An 18,366-nucleotide genomic window follows, 5' to 3' on the forward strand; every position below is an offset into this window, starting at 1 on the left:
GGGGGGGGACCCCGGGCCCCCCGCCCCGCCCGTAGCCGTTCCGACAACTGCCGGCCGCACCGTAGGACTTCCGTAAGGCAGCCGCCGCCCCCCAGGGGCGCTCCGACGCTGTGTCATGGATGCACGCACCAGACACAGCCGGCCAACGGCGGGACGTACGGACGTACCGACTCCCGCTTCGAATCGGAGACGTGAGCGGATGACCTACACAACCAGACCGGCCCACCACGGCAGCAGGCGGCTGCCGCGCCCCGACCGGCAGAGCCGCGGCGGGCGACTGCTGCGGGCCCTCTTCGGCGCGCTGAGCGGACTGGTCGCGGCGTTCGCCGCGCTCGCGGTCGCCGAGCTGGCGGCGGTCCCCGTGCGCCCCCAGGCGAGCCCGGTGACGGCGGTGGGCGAATCGGTCATCGACCGCACCCCTGGCGCGCTGAAGGACTATGCGGTCCGCAACTTCGGGACGAACGACAAGCTGGTGCTGCAGCTCGGCATCCTGGTGCTGCTGGCCCTGTTCGCCCTCGGGCTGGGCCTGCTGACGCTGCGTTGGCGCCGCGTCGGCTCGGCCGGCGTGCTCGCCTTCGGGCTGCTCGGCGCGGTCTCGGCGATGTCCCGTCCGGACGCGCAGCGCTTCGACGCCGTGCCCTCGGTGATCGGCGCGGTGGTCGGCGCGGCGGTGCTGTTCCTGCTCGCCGGACGGCTGACCGTGCAGCCCGAGGCACCCTCATGGCAGGACGGGGGGAACGGCCCGGACGACAGCGGGCGCGACGCCGCGGGTTCGGAGTTCGACCGTCGCGGCTTCGTCCTCACCGCGCTCTCCGCCTCGGCGGTGTCGCTCGGGGCCGGGCTGCTGGGCCAGAAGCTCAACGCCGTCGGCACCGAGAAGGCCGCCGCCTCACGCGCCGCGATCAGCATCCCGACCCCGCGCGCCAGCACCAGCGCGGCACCGGTCGGCGTCGACCTCAAGGTCCCCGGACTGAGCCCCTTCATCACCCCCAACCCGTCCTTCTACCGGGTCGACACGGCCCTGGTCGTCCCGACCGTCGACGCCAACACCTGGCGGCTGCGGATCCACGGGACCGGCGTCGCCAAGGAGTTGGACATCAGTTACAAGGAGCTGGTGGCCCGGGGCGTGATCGACCGCGACATCACGGTGATGTGCGTGTCCGACGAGGTCGGCGGCAACTACATCGGCAACGCCCGCTGGACCGGCGTCCCGCTGGCGCCACTACTTCGGCAGGCCGGGGTGGTGCCTCCGTCCAAGGGCGGCCCGGCCGACCAGCTCGTCGCCCGCTCGGTCGACGGCATGACGATCGGCACCCCGGTGGAGGCCGTGCTGGACGGCCGCGACGCGCTGCTCGCCGTCGGGATGAACGGTGAACCGCTGCCGTTCGCCCACGGCTTCCCGGTCCGCATGGTCGTGCCCGGCCTGTACGGCTACGTCTCGGCCTGCAAGTGGCTGCAGGAGCTGGAACTCACCAGGTTCACCGACTTCGACGCCTACTGGGCCCGGCGCGACTGGTCGGCGCAGGCCCCGATCAAGACCGAGTCCCGCATCGACACCCCCAAGAGTTCGAGCAAGCTCACCTCGGGCAAGGTCGCGGTGGCCGGGGTCGCCTGGGCCCAGCACAAGGGCATAGCCAAGGTCGAGGTGCGGGTGGACGGCGGCGCCTGGCACACCGCCGACCTCTCCGCCCAGGACTCCGTCGACACCTGGCGCCAATGGGTCTGGCAGTGGCCCGCCACCCCTGGCCCGCACCGCCTGGAGGTACGCGCGACGGACCGCACCGGCTACATCCAGACCGAGCAGAAAGCCGCCACCCGCCCCAACGGCGCCACCGGCTTCCACAACGTGGCCGTCAATGTCGCCTGAGCCGCGCTACCCGCGGTCACTCGTCGTCGGCCAGCCGGAAGGCCAGCTCCGTCTCCCATTTGCTGCTGTCGGGCTGGGTCCGGGGATCGGTGAGATAGCTCTCGATCCGGCACCCCCACCGGTCGCCGGCCTCAGTCGGCACCATGTCCCACCGCAGCCCGGCCGCGGCCGCCCGCTCCAGCAGCAGCGCCGTGGCCCCGACCAGCCCGTCGAAACCGCCGACATGGGTGTGCAGCGCGTAGCGACCGCCCGGCAGCACCCCGAAGAACAGGTCCCCCTCCCCCTCCGCAGCCGGCCCGGCGACCGGAACCCCCGCCTCGACCTCCAGTCCCCGCTCCATGTCGATCACGTCGTACTTCAGAAACGGCGCCCCCGCCGGCGCGACCCCCAGGGCGGCCAACCGCCCGATCACCTCGGGGATCCGGTGCGCAACGGTGTCCACGGACTCCATCGCCACGACCGCGCGAACCCCCGCATAGGGCTGCGCAGCACGCTCGACGATCACGAGCGGCACATCAGTGTCAGCATTCATACCCGGTAGACCTCCGACAACAGCAAAAGTCATCGCTCAGCACTCACTGCTACTGGTCGACAGCAACCGTGCCAACCAGTGACTTGAACAGGTGCACGTCCGCATGGCCCCCGGGGATGCCCAGCGTGCGTCCGGTCTCGGTATAGCCGTGGCGCTGGTAGAAGCCCGGAGCCTGGAAGGTGAAGGAGGACACGGCGACGCGGTCGCACCCCCGTCGTCCGGCCTCCGTCTCGGCTGCCTGCAGGATCCTGCTGCCCCAGCCGTCCTTGCGGCTGTCGTCACGCACCCAGAGCATCTCGATGCCGCACAGTCCGCCCCAGGTCCAGGCGGCCAGACCGCCGACCAGTTCGCCCGCCTGGTCGGTGACCTTGACCGAGAGCGTGCCGTAGTCGTCCGCACCGGTGGCGGCCGTGTTGAAGGCGGTCAACTCCTGGCTCAGCCGCTCATTGAGTTCGGCGTCGCGTTCGCCGATGGTCAGGGCCGGATCGTCAGCAGGGTGCGTCGTCACGGGGCGGAGTATGTCACTTCCGCGGGCTCCGCAGCACACGACTGTTCGCGACGCTCGGGTGTCAGCGAGGCATCTTGGCCGTCGTGGCTCATCGGCTACATTTTCCCTGACAGTTCGTCATCAGGAGGATTCATGCCGTACGTCGTCGATTTCGTTACCGTGTCCACCGTCGGCCTGGAATCGTCGCCGGTCGCGGAGGCCCTGGCCGGACTTCGCGCCAACGAGGCACGCTATTTCAAGAACAAGTACGACCATGTTTTCACCGTCAGCCCCGCGAGTGAGGAGCCGGAGGCGCTCGAATGGGTGACGCGCATCCTTGCCGACGAGCGCGGCATCGTCATTGCGTCACGTCCGCTGGAGGTCACTTCCTTTGAGGTGGCGGGTATTCGCATGGCGTATGTGTTCTACGAGTCCGGCCTCTCCATCAACGTGATGTACGACATCGAGGCCACGGGGAAGCGGGCAGTCGGGTTCAAGCTGTCGGAGGGCATGGAAATCCCCGAGGAGCTGGCGTCGAATTTCAAGTTCGCGCGCCAGAAGTCGAAGCTGGCCGGCGTGATCCGCGGATCCTACTTCGTGATCAAGGGCGAGTACTGAGTTCGAAGTCGACGTCCTTGGTGACGACCGTTCCCGCCGTGCGCCCCGGGGCGGTGTGATGGGTCCAGTAGAGGTTGGTGTGGGCGATGACCAGGTCCGGGGAGGGGGCGCCCCAGGCGGTCTGGTCCTCCGTCGTGTGGGCGTCGGCGACCAGGGTCACGTCGTAGCCCCTGACGAACGCGCCGTGCAGGGTGGAGCGGATGCACTCGTCGGTCTGGGCGCCGGCCAGGAAGAGCCGTCCGACGGCCAGGTCCGAGAGCGCGGACTCCAGCGTGGTCTCCTCGAAGGAGTCGCCGTAGCTCTTCTCGACCATCGGCTCGCCCTCGGCCGGGGCCAGCTCGGGGACGATCTGCCAGGCGTCGCTCCCCCGGGCGAGCTGCTCGTCCGCGTGCCGCACCCAGATGACGGGGATGCGCTCCCGCCGGGCCCTGTCGACCAGGACGGCGATGTTGTCCACCACCGAGTCGCGCTCATGCGCGCCCTCGACCACGCCGTTCTGCGCGTCGACGACGACAAGCGCGGTGTTGGGCCGGTCCTGCAGTGTGGTCATCGTCGTCTCCCCGCGATTCGGCCGGTGGTCCGGTGCCCACCGTAGACCGCCGCACTGACAACGTCAGGAAGTGGCGGCCGCTTTCGTACGCCGGGCGTAGGCGCGGGCCGCGCGGGCGCGGTCGCCGCAGCGGACCGAGCACCAGTGGCGCCGGGCGTGGGTCCGCAGCAGGAAGCGCCGGCACGGGGCCGAGCCGCAGGCGGCGAGCCGGTCGGCGTCGGCGCCGGTGAGCAGGTCGGCGGCGTCCGCGGCGAGGACCGCCATCGCGCGGTCGGCGACCTGGTCGGCCGGGTGCGGCTGGGCCCGGTACAACCCGAGGGACGGCTCCCAGGCGAGCAGCGCGGCCGCCGGGGCGAGCGTCATCGCGTCGTTGACCGCGTGCAGCGCCTCCGGCGGGGCGGGAAGGGCCTCGATCCGGGTCGCGATCAGCGCCCGCACCTGCTCGCGGAGGTCCCGCAGCCGCGCCGCGCACACCTCCTGCAGCGCCGCGCCGTCCCCTGCCAGCCCGTGTTCGACCAGCCACTCGGTGGCCGCGGCCGGCGTGCCGAGCAGGTCCAGGATCCGACCGCCGGGCAGCGCCGGCGCGCTGTTGGCGAAGTCCAGGGCGGGGTAGCGCTCCGCGCCCGGCGCCGGCGGAAGGGCCGCGTGGTCCCCATCAGCGCGGTCCCCATCGGCGCGGTCCGGATCGATGCGGCCTGGATCAGCGGTCTGCTTCATGTCTCTCATGTTAAACCTTGCGCTTCTCCGTGAGAATCGACTAGCTTCACATCACGGCAAAAGTTGCTTTCAAACGTGAGGACACATCATGGGCGACACCCGTACGACCGCTGAGCAGACCCCCGTGCGCGTCTTCGGCGGTCCCACCGCGCTGATCGGGTTCGGCGGCCTCATCTTCCTCACCGATCCGGCCTTCGACGGCCCCGGCGACTACTCCCGCGGCAAGGGGCGGTCACTGACCAAGACGGCCCCGTCCGCGATCGACCCGGCCGACCTGGGCCCGGTCGACGCCGTGCTGCTCTCCCACGACGAGCACCCCGACAACCTGGACGACTCCGGCCGGGCCCTGCTCGCCGACATGCCGCTGGTGCTGACCACCCGCGGCGGGGCCCAGCGCCTGGGCGGCACCGCACGCGGCCTCGCCCCCTGGGAGTCGGTCGACCTGCCCCGCCCCGACGGCGGGACGGTGACCGTGACCGCGACACCCGCCCAGCACGGGCCCGAGGGCTGCGAGCCGATCAGCGGCGAGGTCGTCGGCTTCGTCCTGACCGCGGCCGACCTGCCCTCGGTCTACGTCAGCGGGGACAACGCCTCACTCGCCCTGGTCGAGGAGATCGCCGCGCGCTTCGGCCCCGTCGACACCGCCGTCCTGTTCGCCGGAGCCGCCCGCACCGGGCTGTTCGACGGCGCGCTGCTCACCCTCGACAGCGCCCAGGCCGCCCAGGCCGCAGCCATCCTGGGTGCGCGCAGGGTGGTTCCGGTCCACTTCGACAGCTGGGCCCACTTCACCGAGGGGCGCGACGAACTGGTGAAGGCCTTCACCGCGGCCGGCCTTCTCGACCGCGTCCAGTTCGGCCAGGCCGGCTGAGGCCCCGTCAGCCCGCCTGCCGAGGATCCGGGACTCTACGGATCGACGCAGGGAAGGTCGAGGCGGAACTCGGTGCGTCCCGGGCGGCTGCGCACCGTCAGCTCGCCCTGGTGCGCCGTGACCACGGCGTGGGCGATGGCCAGCCCCAGGCCGCTGCCGCCGTCGGTGCGGGAGCGGCCCCCGCCACCGCGGGTGAACCGTTCGAACAGGGTGGAGCGCAGCGACTCGGGGATACCGGGACCGTCGTCGGCGACGACGAGCCGTACCAGGTGCAGCGGTTGCGGGAGCCGGGACAGGCACACCCGCACGGTGCTCCCCGCGGGGGTGTGCAGCCGGGCGTTGGACAGCAGGTTGGCCACCGCCTGGTGCAGCCGGTCCTTGTCACCGGTGACCAGCACCGGGGTCTCCGGCAGGTCCAGTACCCAGTGCTGCCCGGGGCCGGCCACCTGGGCGTCGGACACCGCGTCGAGCACCAGCAGGGTGAGGTCCACCTCCTCGCGGGCCAGCGGCCGTCCGGCGTCCAGCCGGGCCAGCAGCAGCAGGTCGTCGACGATCGCGCCCATCCGCACCGACTCCGCCTGGATCCGGGTCAGCGCCCGCGCCACCTCGGGCGCCTGCGGCTGCGGGTGCAGCCGGGCCAGCTCCGCGTGGCCGCGGATCGCGGCCAGCGGGGTGCGCAGCTCGTGGCCGGCGTCGGCGGCGAAACTGCGCAGCCGCTCCTCGGAGGAGTGCCGGCTGGCGAGCGCGGTCTCGACGTGGCCGAGCATCCGGTTGAACGCGGTGCCCACCTGCCCGACCTCGGTGTCCGGATCGCTGTCCGGGAGGCGCGGCGGCAGCGCCACCGCGCCGCTTTCCAAAGGCAGTTCGGTGACCCGCACCGCCGTGGCGGCCACCCGGTCCAGCGGACGCAGCGACAGCCGCACCCACAGCGCACCGGCGACGCCGGTCACCGCGAGCGCGATCGCGAAGACGGTCAGCTCGACCATCTCCAGCCGGTGGACCGCCCCTTCGACGCCCTCCAGCGGCATCCCGGTGATCAGGATGTCCTGGTCCCGGCCGGCCACCGCCCTGACCCGGTAGTAGCCGTCCTCGTGCAGGTCCAGGTCGTGGACGCTGCCGTCGGTCGGCAGCGCCTTGATCGCGGCCAGCTCGGCGGCGGAGAGGGTGACCGCGTCGGCGCCGACGTCGGCGTCGTCCGCGTCCCCGTCGACGATGGCGGCCTGGGCCAGCCGGCCGTCCGCGAGCCGGGCGCCGAAGGTGCCCACCGACTGCGCGCGGGTGTCCCCGGGGAGCCCGCCGGCGTCGGGGTGCTCCAGGCTCTGCGCGTAGCGGACCCCGGACTGCACCAGCTGCTGGTCCACCTTGGAGACCAGGAACCCGTGCAACGCCACCGTGGTCGCGATGCCGACCGTGGCGCAGGCCAGGGCGAGCAGCACCAGCAGCCCGCTGATCAGCCTGGCCCGCAGCGACCGCGGCAGCCTGATCCGCCGGGTTCGGGAGCGCGGCAGCGACCGCTTCACCGGGGTTCCCGCAGGACGTAGCCGACGCCGCGGACGGTGTGGATCAGCGGTGCGTACCCGCTGTCCACCTTCTTCCGCAGATAGCTGATGTAGAGCTCCACCACATGCGCCTGGCCGCCGAAGTCGTAGGACCAGACGGCCTCCAGGATCTGGGCCTTGCTCAGCACCCGGCGCGGGTTGGCCAGCAGGTAGCGCAGCAGCTCGAACTCGGTCCGGCTCAGCTCCACCGGCGTGCCCGCGCGGCGGACCTCCCTGGTGCCCTCGAACAGTTCCAGGTCCGCCAGCGCCAGCCGCTCCCCCCGGTCGGTCTCCGACCGCGGGTCCGTCCCGGCCCGGCGCAGCAGTCCGCGCAGCCGGGCCACCACCTCTTCCAGGCTGAACGGCTTGGTGACGTAGTCGTCCCCGCCCGCGGTGATGCCGGCGATCCGGTCGTCGACCGCGTCCTTGGCCGTGAGGAACAGCACACAGACCCCGGGCGCCTCGGCGCGCATCCGCCGCAGCACCTCCAGCCCGTCGAAGTCCGGCAGCATCATGTCCAGGACGACCGCGTCGGGACGGAAACCGGCGGCCACCGCGACCGCTTCGGCGCCGTCGGCCGCGGTCCTGACCTCCCATCCGTCGTAGACCAGGGCCTGGGCCACCACCTCGGTGAGATCCGGCTCGTCGTCGACCACCAGCGCACGCGGCGGTCCGACCTGGGGACGGCGAGAGGAATCAGGAGACATAGCATCACATGATGCACCCCCGCGGGACGCACCCGAGGCCACCGGCATGCCTGTGGATCAGCTGTGACCTGCGGCGGAACCCCCGGGTTTCAGAAGGAACTCAGAGGGACCGGTGTCAGGGTGAAGTCCTGCGGCCCGGTGTTCCGGGCAGCGGGCCACGAACCGAGGACCCAGGCTGAGGAGACCCATGACGAGCACCGTCGGAGCGCGCCACAGCGCCGACGCGCGCCGCGGATCACCCGCGTCACGGCGCGGCGACCGGGCCGCGCTGCTCGCGCCGGCGCTGCTCACCGCCATCGGGCTGGGCGCGGCCGTCGTCGTCTTCCTGTGGTGGAACAACACGGCCTCGGTGGTCTCCACCGCGGCGTGGATCACCAATGCCGGACGGCTCTGCGGCCTGCTCGCCGGATACGCGGCCCCGGTGCTGGTGGTGCTGATGGCCCGAATACCGCTGATCGACCGCACCCTGGGCAGCGACCGGCTGGCCCGCTGGCACGCGATGGGCGGCCGCTACATGGTCGGCCTGGTGCTGTCCCACGTCCTGCTGATCATCTGGGGTTACGCGCTCACCGACCACAACGGGCTGGTCCACCAGACCGCCCAGCTGGTGTTCCACTACCCCGACATGCTGAAGGCCACCATCGGCACCCTGCTGCTGCTCGGCGTCGGGGCGGTCTCGGCCAGGGCCGCGCGCCGCAGGCTCAGCTACGAGACCTGGTACTACCTGCACCTGGCCACCTATGTGGCGATCTTCCTCACCTTCTTCCACCAGCTCGCCAACGGCGCCGAGTTCGTCCTGGAGGCCAAGGCCAGGATCGCCTGGTACGGGCTCTACGTGGGCTCGGCGGCGCTGATCCTGTGGTTCCGCTTCGCCGTCCCCACCATGCTGGCGTTCCGGCACCGGCTCAGGGTCGCCGAGGTCCGGCCGGAGGGCCCCGGGGTGCACTCGGTGTTCATCACCGGACGCTTCCTCAACGAACTCGCCGGCGCCACCCGCAGCGGACAGTTCTTCCGCTGGCGCTTCCTGCAGCGCGGGCTGCTGCTGGCCGGCAACCCCTACTCGCTGTCCGCCCCGCCCAACGCCGACTACCTGCGGATCACCGTCAAGGACCTCGGCGGCCACAGCGCGGCGCTGGCCCGGCTGCGTCCGGGGACCAGGGTCTTCGCCGAGGGTCCCTACGGTGCCTTCACCGCGGACCGGCGTCCCGGCCGGCGGGGCAAGGTGCTGCTGTTGGCGGCCGGCGTGGGGATCACCCCGCTGCGGGCCCTGTTCGAGTCCATTCCGGCCCGGAACGGCGAGCTGACCCTGGTCTACCGGGCCAGCAGCGAGGACGATCTGATCTTCCGGGCCGAGCTGGAGTCGATCGCCGAGGCGCGCGGCGCCAGGCTGTACTACCTGGTCGGATCCCGGTCCCGGATCGGTGAACCGCTGCAGGCCAGAAGCCTGCTCGGGATCCTGCCCGACCTGCGCGAGCACACCGTCTTCCTGTGCGGCCCGGACGGGATGACCCGCACCGCGCACGAGGCCCTGGAGACGGCGGGCGTCCCCCGCAACCGGATCCACCACGAGTCGTTCGAGTTCTGAGGAGAGGCGTCCCCGATGCGTCGCACCGTACTGACCGCCGGCGGCACCGCCCTCGGCGTGGCACTGCTGCTGGCCGCCAAGCCGCACCACAGCGTGGCCGTCGCGGTCCCCGCGGTCACCGCTCCGGAGCAGCAGTCGACGACCGGCGCCTCGTCCGGCACGTCCTCCGGCGCATCGTCCGGCAAGTCCCCCGGCGCGTCCTCGTCCGCAGGCACGACGAAGAGCACCGGCGTCCGCAGCATCACCGGCGGCTCGGTGGACACCCGCTGGGGCCCGGTCCAGGTCAAGGTGACCTTCAACGGCTCGAAGATCACCGCCATCGACGTGGTCCAGCAGCCCGACGGCAACCCCCGCGACCAGGAGATCAACTCCCAGGCGATCCCGATCCTCACCCAGGAGGCGCTGGCCGCGCAGAGCGCCAACATCGACGCGGTCTCCGGGGCCAGCTACACCAGCGAGGGCTACATCGGTTCGCTGCAGAGCGCGCTCGACGCCGCCAAGTGACCCGCCGGCCCCGCACCGCCGACCGTCCCACCCGCTGCGGTCATCCCACCAGCTGCGGATAGAGCCCGAGAAGGTTCCCGGACAGCCCCCGCTTCACCTGCCGCGACACCTCGTCCACCAGCACCTCGGCGGCGTCGGCCTCGATGCCGTCCAGGGCCTGCCGGGCGACCTCGTCGGGCGAGGTCTTCGGGGCGTCGATGTGGGCGACCAGGTCGGTGTCCACATAGCCGACATGCAGTCCGGTCACCTGGATCCCGCGCGGCCGCAGCTCCAGCCGCAGCGAGTTGGTCTGCGACCACAGCGCGGCCTTCGAGGCGCTGTAGGAGCCGGCCAGCGCCACCCAGGACAGCGCGGAGTGGACGTTCAGCAGGTGGCCGCCGCCGTTGCGCTCGATGATCGGCGCGAAGGCCCTGGCCGTGAGCAGCGGGCCGTAGAAGTTGGTCTCGAACTCGGTGCGGACGTCCTCGACCGGCGAGTCCAGGAACGACGCGTTGACACTCCGCCCGGCGTTGTTGATCAGGATGGTCACGTCCTGCGCCTGGGCCGCGGCGGCCGCCACTGCGGCGGGGTCGGTCACCTCCAGGGCGAGCGGGACTGCTTCGGGGTGCCGGACGGTGGAGGCGTCGCGCGCGGTGGCGTAGACCTTCTTGGCGCCGCGCCGGTGGAGCTCCTCCACCAGTGCCTTGCCGATGCCCCGGCTGCCGCCGGTGACCAGAACGGTGGCGCCTGCGATCGCTGTCATGGTGTCTCCCTCGATGGAACGGATCGGTCGAATGGACCGCCGGATGGAAACTGATCGGTTTCCACTCAATGTACACCGATCTGTTTCCATCCGCGACCGTCCTCCTGGACGCGGCCGGGGTGTCCGGCCCACCCCGGTAGCCCCGTCGGCCCGTCCCCTCCCACGGCAGTTCGAACCGTGGCCCCGGATGCTGCTAGCCTCTGCGCACTCCACCGTGACTGACACGGTGCCACAACAGCAAAGAGGACGGGGACCCATGGCGATACGCCGGGCCAAGATGAAGGCTCAGGTCATCGAGAAGCTCTCCCAGGCGGCGCCGCCCGGAGAGACCTTCATCGCCTGCGTGCACACCGAGACCGGGCCGAGCCCGTGGCTCAACGCGATATTCGACGAGATCCCGCTGGTCGGTGTGATCGTCGCCTTCACCCGGAAGTTCTACTTCCTGACGCTGACCAACACCTCCATCGTGGTGAACTCGGCCAGCCGCTGGACCAACCGTCCCGGCGACGTGGTCGCGGTGTTCCCGAGGGCCGGCTTCCCGGTCAGCCGGATCAAGCGGGCGTCGGTCTGGAGCTCGATGTACGTCGAGCTCAACCAGGGCTCCAAGCCGGTCCGGCTGAACGTGCACCGCTACTGGCGTGCCGAGCTCGACCAGCTGATCGCCGCGTTCCCGCAGGCGGCCGTGTTCACCGGCACCGTCCCCGGCCAGGCGGCCGGCCAGGACGCGAGCAAGACCGTCTGACCTGATCAGCCGTCAGCACCGACGGGCCCCGGCCGCGACGCGGTCGGGGCCCGTCATGCGGTGAGGGCCCGTCATGCGGTCGGACCCGTCAGTACGACAGGTCCAGGTAGTCGATCCCGTTGAGGTCCACCACCAGGCCCTGGGCGCGCCGGCCGCGGTCCTTGAAGTACATCTCCTGCAGCCCCTGGGCGACGATCGCGGCCAGCCGCTGCTCGGTGGCCCCCGCCGCGTGGGCGTCGAAGAGCTGCTGGGCGTAGGCGGGCGGGAGGTGCTCGGTGATCCGGCGCAGCCGGGGGTCGTCGGTGGACCCCGGGGCCGCGGTGAAGCCGAAGCGGGCCCGGGTCTCGACGGTGATGCCGCCGCTGTCCACCGCGTGCTTGACCGCGCGCCTGCGGACCAGCGGCTGCCAGCGCCGCTTCACCTCGGCGTCGATCCGGGCCGCGATGGCCTGAGGCGGCTGCCTGCGGGTCCCCTTGAGGTAGCGCTCGACGGACCGCTGGGAGACGCCCAGCAGTTGAGCCGTGGCCCGGGTGGTGCCGAGCTGCTTGACCAGGAAGCCGACCCGGGCCGCGGTGGACACCGGCGGCTTCCGGGTGAAGGTGTCCTCGGCCGCGCGATCCAGACTGTCGCCGATCGTTCCCATGGCGCTGCCCTACTCCCCTACTCCCCGCCCGCGGCGGCGTCGGTGCCCTTGATGTGGCGAGCCGGATTGTGTTCCTGGTCCAGGAGTTGGGCCGCCCAGAGGAAGCTCTGGGTGCCCTCGTGCTTCACCATGCCCGGGCTGACCCCGAGCCGGAACCCGCCCGGCATCGGCTTGCCGGTGGCCGCGTCGTACGGCAGCACGTCCAGCGGCGAGGGCCCCGGCGAGGGGTAGACCACGCAGTCGGACAGCACCGCGACCGGGTAGAGGTCGGCCCTGGTGGCCAGCGCCAGCATCTTGCGGTGCATATTGATCCGCGCCGCCGAGATCACCGCGGCCCGGATGTCGGGGCGCCAGGTGGGCCGCTCCAGTGCGGGCCAGCGCTCGCCCGGGCGGTGCCGGGCCCCCTGCGGGCGCTCGCGCAGCTTGCCGATACCGCCCTTGACGGTGGCCTTGATGGCGGAGAGCACCGCGGCCCGCCCGGGGTCCTGCTCCTTGTGGTGCTCCATCGCGGCCAGGAATTCCGCCGGGCCCAGCGCCGCCGTGACGCCCAGTTCGGCCATGGTGGCCAGATAGGCGTCCCGCAGCCGCTGGTACCAGGGATCCAGGTAGGCGCCGTGCTCCGGACGCAGCCAGCCCTCCAACGGCTGCACGCCGTGCCCGAGTTCGACCGCGTAGGCCACCGTCGGAGTGGCGTACCAGGCCGGTCCCTGCGGCTGCTCCCCGTCGGGGGTGAACGGGTTGGGCAGCCGGGGGTCGAAGGCGATGTGCGAGAGGTCGACGAACCAGGACCCGGGAAGCGTCTTGTCGAACCGCGGCTGCTGGACGTGGACCGGCGCGCCCAGGCCGAGGTTGAGCCGGTTCGCCGCTGCGGCGAAGGCCATGTTGACGTCCACGCCGACCGCCCAGGGCAGTTCGCACTCGGCGTCGGTGAGCAGCTCCGGGTCCCGGATCCACTCGTAGGCCTCCTCGTCGAGCACCTCGCCCTCGGCCCGGCCCACCGCGACCGGATGCTCGTCCGGGGCCTCGGGCGGGGCCGGGTCGACCGCCGTCGTGAGCGAGCCGGGGACCGGTCCCGACGTCCACACCCCGTCCTCGCCGCGGACCGCACGGGTGGGCGGGCGCAGCGCGGTCATCAGCTCCAGTCCGGAGACGGCGGTGGAGCCGCGGGGGGTGATCACCCGGGTCGCGTAGTCGCCCAGCACCTGGGCGAGTTCGGGCGGCGGCAGAGCGGCGGCGTCGTTCCAGGCCCGGGTGTCCAGTGCCTCCCAGGGCAGCACCGCGAGCTGCACGCAGCGGCGCCGGCCGCCCTCGGTGGGACGGTAGATCCGGGCCCAGGGGCCGAACCCACGCTTCGTCAACTGCCATTTGGCCTTGGCCAGTTGCTTGACGACGGGGTGGTTGTCGGGCAGCCGCAGGCCGCGCCGGTCCGCCAACTCCAGGGGTAGTCCCAAGGATTCGGCCGCGGTCGCGGTGAGGACGACCAGCGGGTCGCCGTCCTTGCCGGATCGGTGCAGCCGGGGCGAGCCGATCTGCGCCTGCTCCAACGCCCACTCCACCAGGGCGGGCAGGGTGCGGGCCGGGCAGTCCAGGACCAGGCCGCCGATGCCGTACGCGGTCCCGTCGCCGTCCAGGACCAGCAGCGGGCCGTTGGCGAAGCGGCGCTCGACCGCCTCCTCCGCACCGGCCTGCGGCACCCGGTCCTGCGGCGCTGTGGCTCGGCGCGCGGGTGCGGGGACGGGCGCGCGCCGGGGGGCTGGTGCGGGCACCGACGTGGTGGCGGGCGCCGAAGCCGGTGCGCGTGACGGGGCGGCCGCCGCTGCGGGCTCGGGCTCGACTTCGGGCGCGGCCTCGGGCTCGACCGGTGCCGGGAACCGCTGGGCGAGGCCTTCCAGCAGCCGCCGGTAGGCCTCCCGCTTGTCGCCCGACGGCTCGCTGCGGCCCTCCTCCCAGGCCTGCACCGACGCCGGACGGGTCCGCAGCGCCTGGGCGACCGCGGCCTCGGTGAGTCCGGCGGCCCGTCGCAGCCGGACCCGTTCCTCGGGGGACGGCAGGACCTGGCCCGACTGCACCGCGGCCAGCAGGGCGTCGACGCCCGCGAACAACGGGTCGGGCTGGTCGGACATGGTGCGGGGCCTCCTTCGACGGGCAGCCGACTGGCGGCGCTCCTGGATGCTAACGCAGTGGGGAGGCCGTTCAACGGACCGTTGCCGGAGCGGGCACACTGTCGTGCGTGAAGCCCACAGCCGAGCAGCTCGCCGCCGCGCCCGACCTGACCATCCCCGATGTGACCGCCCCCGGACTGCGGGTGCTGTTCTGCGGCATCAACCCCGGGCTGTGGTCCGGGGCCACCGGCCACCACTTCGCCCGACCCGGCAACCGGTTCTGGCCCGCGCTGCACCGCAGCGGTTTCACCCCGCGCCAGTTGAAGCCGGAGGAGCAGCGGGAGCTGCTCGGTTTCGGCCTGGGCATCACCAATGTCGTCAGCCGGACGACCGCAAAGGCCGACGAGCTGACCGCCGAGGAGTACCGCCAGGGCGGTCTGGCGCTGCGTGAGCGGGTGGAGCGGTTGCGGCCGAGGGCACTGGCGGTGCTGGGGATCGGCGCCTACCGGGTGGCCTTCGACGCACCCCGGGCCGTGGTCGGCCCGCAGGCCGCGTCCATCGGCGGGACGGCCGTGTGGGTGCTGCCCAACCCCAGCGGCCTGAACGCCCATTACACCCTGGACGCGATCGCCGAGCGCTTCCGCGAGCTGCGGCTGAGCGTGGACGCCCCGGACACCGACAAGGCGTGAGGGGCGCGGCCGGATCCGCCTCGCCCCTCACGCTCGGAACTGGTGCTGCGTCAGCTGACGCGGCCCGCGAAGTCGGGGGCCCAGTTGCTGATGGTGTCGGTCTTCACACCGGAACTCGGGTTGGCGGCCTCGACGTACTCGCCGTTGCCGACGTAGATCGCCACGTGGTAGGCGCCGGAGGCGGTGCCGTCGCTGGACCAGAACAGCAGGTCGCCGACCTGGAGCGAGTCCAGGGAGACCCTGGTGCTGGCCGCGGCCTGCTCCTCGCTGGTGCGCGGGAGCGAGATGCCGGCCTTGGCCAGGGCGGCCTGGGCCAGGCCGGAGCAGTCCCAGCCGGCGTCGCTGGTGCCGCCGTAGACGTAGGACTCGCCGACCTTCGACAGGGCGAAGGCGGCGGCCGCCGCCATGCCGCTGCTGGAGCTGCTGGAGCTGCTGGAGCTGCTGGAGCTGGCGCTCACCGTGGCGGAGTTCGAGGAGGAGCTCGACGACGAGGCGCTGTCGCTGCTGCTGGACGTGGTGTCGGAGGCGTCGGTGGCCTTCGTGTCCGAGCTGGTGCCGGAGGAGGACGAGGTCGAGGCCTTGCCGCCCAGGGTCAGCTTCTGGCCCGGGTAGATCACGTCGGGGCCCGAGGTGAGCACCGAGCGGTTGAGCGCGTAGAGGCGCTTCCAGCCGCCGGAGACGTTCTCCTTCTCCGCGATGGTCGACAGCCAGTCGCCCGCGACGACGGTGTAGCTGCCGCTCGCGGAGGAGGACGAGGAGCCCGAGGACGAGGACGAGGACGAGTCCGAGGCAGCGGAGGAGCCCGAGTCCGAGGAGGAGCTGCTGGACGAGTCCGAGGAGGACGAGCCCGAGGAGGACGAGCCCGACGCGGAGGACGAGCCGGAGGAGGAGCCCGACGAGGAGGAGGTGTTCACCGAGGCGGCCGCGCCGCCCTGGGTGAGACCGGCCTGCGGCCCGCAGACCGGCCAGGCGCTCGGGCCCTGCGAGGCCAGGACCTTCTCGGCGACCGCGATCTGCTGGTCCTTGGTGGCCTTGTCGGCGCTGGACGCGTACTGGGTGCCGCCGTAGGCGGCCCAGGTGGAGGCGGAGAACTGCAGCCCGCCGTAGTAGCCGTTGCCGGTGTTGATGCTCCAGTTGCCGGTGCTCTCGCACTGGGCGACGGCGTCCCAGGTGGAGACGGTCGCGGCGGAGGCGGTGGTGGCGGTGACGAGCGGCACGGCCAGGCCGACGCCGGCCAGGCCGGCCGAGGCGATGAGGCGCTGGGCGGTGGTGCGTCGGGTCTTCGTGGCGCGGTGACGCCCGTGGACGGACAGCATGAAGCAGCGTTTCCTCTCCCACGCCTACGAGGTGAGCTGTCGGATTCGGGCTGGAGTTGCCCGGCCGTGCGCAGCACGGCTTCACCCCAAGCCGCGCCGACGACGTGCGTCGGCGCGGCGACTTACCTGGTTCCCCCGCTCCTGCCGTGGTGCGGTCTGTGGGTCGCGACTCCTCCGGCGGCAGGACTCGGCGTTCCGGAGTTGTCGGTTCCGCTTAAGTGCGAACGCCAGAAAGGTAGCCAGACCTTCATTCAAACCACAACAGACTGTGGGATCGATCACGCCCCGGTTCCATGATTCACAGGTTCCCGACCCCGTTTGCCGCACACGGTCACACGACCGAAGGATCAGTCGCCGCCGAGCAGATAGCGTAGGTACCGGCCCGGGGACCATCCCGGGCCCGGGTAGATCCGACGACAGTCACATCCGACGACAGGGCGGGGCGCCGATGGCGACGACGACCGGACCGGAGAGCTCCAGGCGACCGGTGATCGTGACCGTGGACGACGACCCGGCGGTGTCCCGGGCCGTGGCCAGGGACCTCCGGCGCCGCTACGGCGAGGACCACCGTATCGTCCGGGCAGAGTCCGGCGCCTCGGCGCTTGAGGCGCTGCGGGAGATGAAGCTGCGCGGCGAGCTGGTCGCGGTGCTGCTGGCGGACCACCGGATGCCGGAGATGAACGGCATCGAGTTCCTGGAAGCGGCCATGGACATCTACCCCCAGGCCCGCCGGGTGCTGCTGACCGCCTACGCCGACACCGGCGCCGCCATCGACGCCATCAATGTGGTCGACCTGGACCACTACCTGCTCAAGCCGTGGGACCCGCCCGAGGAGAAGCTCTACCCGGTGCTGGACAGCCTGCTGAAGGCCTGGCTGGCCGCCGACCCGCACCAGGTGGAGGAGACCAAGGTGGTCGGCCACCGCTGGTCGGCCCGCTCCTCGGAGGTCCGCGAGTTCCTGGCCCGCAACCAGGTCCCCTACCGCTGGTACCCGGTCACCGAGCCCGAGGGCCGGCAGCTGCTGGCGGCGGCCGGCGAGGACGGCAGCCGGCTGCCGGTGGTGGTCACCACCGACGGCGACGCGCTGGTCGAGCCCACCAACGAGGAGCTGGCCCAGCGGGTCGGCCTCTCCACCACCCCGGCCGCCGACTTCTACGACCTGATCGTCATCGGCGGCGGCCCGGCCGGCCTGGGCGCGGCCGTGTACGGGGCCTCCGAGGGGCTGCGCACCGTGCTGATCGAGCGCACCGCGACCGGCGGCCAGGCCGGGCAGAGCTCACGGATCGAGAACTACCTCGGCTTCCCGGACGGCGTCTCCGGCTCCCAGCTCGCCGACCGGGCCCGGCGCCAGGCCACCAAGTTCGGCGCGGAGATCCTGACCGCCCGCGAGGTGACCGGCTTCGAGGTCTGCGGCTCGGCCCGCACGGTCCGCTTCGCCGACGGCACCTCCATCTCCGCCCACACCGTGATCCTGGCCACCGGCGTCGCCTACCGGCAGCTGACCGCGGCCGGCACCGACGAGCTGACCGGGCGCGGGATCTTCTACGGAGCGGCGCTGACCGAGGCGGTGGGCTGCGCCGGTCAGGACGTGTACGTCGTCGGCGGCGCCAACTCGGCCGGTCAGGCCGCGGTCTTCCTGGCCCGCGGCGCCAAGTCGGTGACCGTCCTGGTCCGCGGCGGGTCGCTGACCGCCTCCATGTCGCACTACCTGGTCCAGCAGGTCGAGGCCGACCCGGCGATCACGGTCAGGACCGGGACCGAGGTGGTCGCGGCCCGCGGCGAGGACCACCTGGAGGGGCTGACCCTGCTGGACACCGCGACCGGCCGCACCGAGGAGGTCGACGCCCAGTGGCTGTTCGTCTTCATCGGCGCGGTGCCGATGACCGACTGGCTCGACGGTGTGGTGCTCCGCGACGACCACGGATTCGTGCTGGCCGGCCCCGACCTGGGCGAAGCCGGCCAGCACTCCGGCGGCTGGCCCCTGGACCGCCCCCCGCACCACCTGGAGACCAGCGTCCCGGGCGTCTTCGTGGCCGGCGACGTCCGGGCGGAGTCCGCCAAACGCGTCGCCTCGGCCGTCGGCGAGGGCGCCATGGCCGTCATGTTCGTCCACCGCTACCTGGACAAGCTCTGACAGGCGCCGGCGGGAGGCACGCCGC

18 protein-coding genes and 1 riboswitch are annotated in these 18,366 nt (G+C 72.2%); of the genes, 8 read left to right on the top strand and 10 right to left on the bottom strand.

Annotated elements, in window-relative coordinates; all coding sequences use genetic code 11:
* Positions 1-199: 199 nt before the first annotated feature.
* Positions 200-1,867, top strand: coding sequence for a molybdopterin-dependent oxidoreductase (locus TR46_RS07080; RefSeq protein ID WP_169790634.1), 1,668 nt, complete (start codon positions 200-202; stop codon positions 1,865-1,867).
* A gap of 16 nt (positions 1,868-1,883) precedes the next feature.
* Here the strand turns inward: TR46_RS07080 and TR46_RS07085 are convergent, their stop codons facing one another.
* Entirely contained in the window at positions 1,884-2,399 is a 516-nt protein-coding gene (locus TR46_RS07085; RefSeq protein ID WP_042395365.1) for a GyrI-like domain-containing protein, read from the bottom strand.
* 49 nt (positions 2,400-2,448) lie between these two features.
* Positions 2,449-2,907, bottom strand: a complete 459-nt coding sequence (locus TR46_RS07090) for a GNAT family N-acetyltransferase (RefSeq protein WP_236655235.1) — start codon at positions 2,905-2,907, stop codon at positions 2,449-2,451.
* 132 nt (positions 2,908-3,039) lie between these two features.
* Between TR46_RS07090 and TR46_RS07095 the strand changes: the two genes are divergently transcribed.
* Positions 3,040-3,504, top strand: a complete 465-nt coding sequence (locus tag TR46_RS07095; protein WP_042395367.1) for a DUF8821 family protein — start codon at positions 3,040-3,042, stop codon at positions 3,502-3,504.
* Here the strand turns inward: TR46_RS07095 and TR46_RS07100 are convergent.
* On the bottom strand, positions 3,488-4,054 hold the full coding sequence (locus TR46_RS07100; RefSeq protein WP_042395369.1) for a cysteine hydrolase family protein: 567 nt from the start codon (positions 4,052-4,054) through the stop codon (positions 3,488-3,490). The genes TR46_RS07095 and TR46_RS07100 overlap by 17 nt on opposite strands.
* 63 nt (positions 4,055-4,117) lie before the next feature.
* Positions 4,118-4,771, bottom strand: a complete 654-nt coding sequence (locus TR46_RS07105) for an ABATE domain-containing protein (RefSeq protein WP_236655236.1) — start codon at positions 4,769-4,771, stop codon at positions 4,118-4,120.
* An 88-nt stretch (positions 4,772-4,859) separates the two neighbouring features.
* Between TR46_RS07105 and TR46_RS07110 the strand changes: the two genes are divergently transcribed.
* Complete coding sequence (locus TR46_RS07110) at positions 4,860-5,639, top strand: MBL fold metallo-hydrolase (RefSeq protein ID WP_042395371.1); 780 nt, start codon at positions 4,860-4,862, stop codon at positions 5,637-5,639.
* Positions 5,640-5,674: 35 nt separating this feature from the next.
* Here the strand turns inward: TR46_RS07110 and TR46_RS07115 are convergent, their stop codons facing one another.
* Positions 5,675-7,159 carry a sensor histidine kinase gene (locus tag TR46_RS07115; protein ID WP_084718039.1) on the bottom strand — a complete coding sequence of 495 codons (1,485 nt, stop codon included), beginning with the start codon at positions 7,157-7,159 and terminating at the stop codon, positions 5,675-5,677.
* Positions 7,156-7,884 carry a response regulator transcription factor gene (locus tag TR46_RS07120; protein ID WP_042395373.1) on the bottom strand — a complete coding sequence of 243 codons (729 nt, stop codon included), beginning with the start codon at positions 7,882-7,884 and terminating at the stop codon, positions 7,156-7,158. The genes TR46_RS07115 and TR46_RS07120 overlap by 4 nt, the downstream gene beginning before the upstream one ends.
* A 187-nt stretch (positions 7,885-8,071) precedes the next feature.
* On the opposite strand from TR46_RS07120, the gene TR46_RS07125 reads away from it, so the two are divergent.
* Positions 8,072-9,469 carry a ferredoxin reductase family protein gene (locus tag TR46_RS07125; RefSeq protein ID WP_042395375.1) on the top strand — a complete coding sequence of 466 codons (1,398 nt, stop codon included), beginning with the start codon at positions 8,072-8,074 and terminating at the stop codon, positions 9,467-9,469.
* Between the two features lie 15 nt (positions 9,470-9,484).
* Positions 9,485-9,973: an FMN-binding protein gene (locus TR46_RS07130; protein WP_042395377.1), complete on the top strand. Its 489-nt coding sequence runs from the start codon at positions 9,485-9,487 to the stop codon at positions 9,971-9,973.
* 40 nt (positions 9,974-10,013) lie between these two features.
* Here TR46_RS07130 and TR46_RS07135 read toward each other — a convergent pair whose 3' ends face one another.
* Positions 10,014-10,715, bottom strand: coding sequence for an SDR family oxidoreductase (locus TR46_RS07135; protein WP_042395380.1), 702 nt, complete (start codon positions 10,713-10,715; stop codon positions 10,014-10,016).
* Positions 10,716-10,971: 256 nt separating this feature from the next.
* On the opposite strand from TR46_RS07135, the gene TR46_RS07140 reads away from it, so the two are divergent.
* Complete coding sequence (locus TR46_RS07140) at positions 10,972-11,457, top strand: hypothetical protein (RefSeq protein WP_052432597.1); 486 nt, start codon at positions 10,972-10,974, stop codon at positions 11,455-11,457.
* A gap of 88 nt (positions 11,458-11,545) precedes the next feature.
* Here TR46_RS07140 and tpg read toward each other — a convergent pair whose 3' ends face one another.
* A complete protein-coding gene (gene tpg / locus TR46_RS07145; RefSeq protein ID WP_042395383.1) occupies positions 11,546-12,100 on the bottom strand; it encodes a telomere-protecting terminal protein Tpg in 555 nt (184 codons plus the stop codon).
* Between the two features lie 17 nt (positions 12,101-12,117).
* The gene (gene tap, locus TR46_RS07150) at positions 12,118-14,223 is read right to left on the bottom strand and encodes a telomere-associated protein Tap (RefSeq protein ID WP_042395385.1); all 2,106 of its coding nucleotides are present in this window, start codon (positions 14,221-14,223) and stop codon (positions 12,118-12,120) included.
* A gap of 98 nt (positions 14,224-14,321) precedes the next feature.
* Between tap and mug the strand changes: the two genes are divergently transcribed.
* Positions 14,322-14,891, top strand: a complete 570-nt coding sequence (mug, locus tag TR46_RS07155; protein ID WP_084718041.1) for a G/U mismatch-specific DNA glycosylase — start codon at positions 14,322-14,324, stop codon at positions 14,889-14,891.
* Between the two features lie 50 nt (positions 14,892-14,941).
* On the opposite strand, the gene TR46_RS38790 is transcribed toward mug, so the two are convergent.
* Positions 14,942-16,207 (bottom strand): transglycosylase family protein, encoded by a 1,266-nt coding sequence (locus TR46_RS38790; RefSeq protein WP_063770538.1) that lies wholly within the window; start codon positions 16,205-16,207, stop codon positions 14,942-14,944.
* A 6-nt stretch (positions 16,208-16,213) separates the two neighbouring features.
* Positions 16,214-16,371: riboswitch (cyclic di-AMP (ydaO/yuaA leader) on the bottom strand.
* Positions 16,372-16,655: 284 nt separating this feature from the next.
* On the opposite strand from TR46_RS38790, the gene TR46_RS07165 reads away from it, so the two are divergent.
* Entirely contained in the window at positions 16,656-18,341 is a 1,686-nt protein-coding gene (locus TR46_RS07165) for an NAD(P)/FAD-dependent oxidoreductase (RefSeq protein WP_042395390.1), read from the top strand.
* Positions 18,342-18,366: the final 25 nt, after the last annotated feature.

Source organism: Streptacidiphilus carbonis, assembly GCF_000787775.1.
Classification (GTDB): Bacteria; Actinomycetota; Actinomycetes; order Streptomycetales; family Streptomycetaceae; genus Streptacidiphilus; species Streptacidiphilus carbonis.

Coding starts and splice junctions, on each gene's coding strand:
- tpg (WP_042395383.1), bottom strand. CDS start 12,100: ATGGGAACGATCGGCGACAGTCTGGATCGCGCGGCCGAGGACACCTTC.
- TR46_RS07120 (WP_042395373.1), bottom strand. CDS start 7,884: ATGTCTCCTGATTCCTCTCGCCGTCCCCAGGTCGGACCGCCGCGTGCG.
- TR46_RS07165 (WP_042395390.1), top strand. CDS start 16,656: ATGGCGACGACGACCGGACCGGAGAGCTCCAGGCGACCGGTGATCGTG.
- TR46_RS07095 (WP_042395367.1), top strand. CDS start 3,040: ATGCCGTACGTCGTCGATTTCGTTACCGTGTCCACCGTCGGCCTGGAA.
- TR46_RS07140 (WP_052432597.1), top strand. CDS start 10,972: ATGGCGATACGCCGGGCCAAGATGAAGGCTCAGGTCATCGAGAAGCTC.
- TR46_RS07105 (WP_236655236.1), bottom strand. CDS start 4,771: ATGAAGCAGACCGCTGATCCAGGCCGCATCGATCCGGACCGCGCCGAT.
- TR46_RS07085 (WP_042395365.1), bottom strand. CDS start 2,399: ATGAATGCTGACACTGATGTGCCGCTCGTGATCGTCGAGCGTGCTGCG.
- TR46_RS07130 (WP_042395377.1), top strand. CDS start 9,485: ATGCGTCGCACCGTACTGACCGCCGGCGGCACCGCCCTCGGCGTGGCA.
- tap (WP_042395385.1), bottom strand. CDS start 14,223: ATGTCCGACCAGCCCGACCCGTTGTTCGCGGGCGTCGACGCCCTGCTG.
- TR46_RS07080 (WP_169790634.1), top strand. CDS start 200: ATGACCTACACAACCAGACCGGCCCACCACGGCAGCAGGCGGCTGCCG.
- TR46_RS07125 (WP_042395375.1), top strand. CDS start 8,072: ATGACGAGCACCGTCGGAGCGCGCCACAGCGCCGACGCGCGCCGCGGA.
- TR46_RS07110 (WP_042395371.1), top strand. CDS start 4,860: ATGGGCGACACCCGTACGACCGCTGAGCAGACCCCCGTGCGCGTCTTC.
- TR46_RS07100 (WP_042395369.1), bottom strand. CDS start 4,054: ATGACCACACTGCAGGACCGGCCCAACACCGCGCTTGTCGTCGTCGAC.
- TR46_RS38790 (WP_063770538.1), bottom strand. CDS start 16,207: ATGCTGTCCGTCCACGGGCGTCACCGCGCCACGAAGACCCGACGCACC.
- TR46_RS07135 (WP_042395380.1), bottom strand. CDS start 10,715: ATGACAGCGATCGCAGGCGCCACCGTTCTGGTCACCGGCGGCAGCCGG.